This window comes from Limosilactobacillus pulli, from assembly GCF_947381555.1.
Taxonomy (GTDB): Bacteria; Bacillota; Bacilli; order Lactobacillales; family Lactobacillaceae; genus Limosilactobacillus; species Limosilactobacillus pulli.
Genome location: NZ_CANCWQ010000072.1, coordinates 1 through 965, shown reverse-complemented (window position 1 = coordinate 965; position 965 = coordinate 1). Strand labels below are relative to the sequence as shown.

Genomic DNA, 965 nt, shown 5'->3' with positions numbered 1-965 from the left:
ACGTCAATTGCTAGTTTGTAACATTCCAAATTTTGCTAGATTATTCGTCATGACAAGTGCCTCGATCTGTGCTTGCAATCCCACCAAACTACGAGCATAAGTCTGTTCGCTTCCCAAGAGTTTCAATTTAGCAAATGAAGTCTCAATAAGGCGACGCGTCCGCTTACGGGCTGACCGATTATGCTGTTTTGCACCTTTCATATTTGAACGATACGGCGTCCAGATGTCGTGACCTTGTTGCTTAACCTTACTTCGTAAGTCTTTACCGACGTAGCCGACGTCAGCTAGAATTTGTGGACAAGGGCAGTTTTGAATCAATTCTGGAGCAGCCTTAACGTCATGGATTGAAGCTGGTGTCACTTCATAATCGAGAATCAGGCCGCTAGGTTCTACGATCATGTGAACTTTGAAACCATAGAAGTACAGCTGTTTCGTAGCGTTATAGCCAATGTTAGCAATCCCAGCAAACAAGCGAGCTCGAGCATTACGAACCCCTTGACAAAGCGGGAGCGGATAACTATCGATAATGGCTGTTTGGGAAGGCGTAGTCCACGTTAGCAATCCTCGGCGAATTGCTTGAAAAACTGGTGTGACCTGGTTAATCCGACGGATTAGGCGGGAATACTCCAACAAGGGTAACGAAGGGATCGTAGCTTGCACTAAATCGTAAAAGGCCGTCCAAGTTGGAACATGATATTGCGTTTTGAGGAGCATTAGGGCCATTATCTCAGCGTCAGATAGTTTGACGTGTTCAATATTGCGCCGTTCCATAAATTTTCGTGGGACAAAATCTTGCATCAACTGTTGTAATTCAGAACAAGTGTAGGCAAAAACCGCTTGAAAATCATGGCGATCATAACTAGACTTAAAGTAGCTTAACAAGGCAAAGACTCCTTTTTTAGTCTACTTTGAGTCTAACCTTGTTAGGCTTTTTTTGTTAAATGTTACGAACTAGCAAATCGCGT

At 43.6% G+C, this 965-nt stretch carries 1 protein-coding gene; it reads right to left on the bottom strand.

What is annotated here, in order from left to right:
* Nucleotides 1–3 precede the first annotated feature (3 nt).
* Complete coding sequence (locus QOS03_RS09130; RefSeq protein WP_152700266.1) at nucleotides 4–882, bottom strand: IS982 family transposase; 879 nt, start codon at nucleotides 880–882, stop codon at nucleotides 4–6.
* Nucleotides 883–965 lie beyond the last annotated feature (83 nt).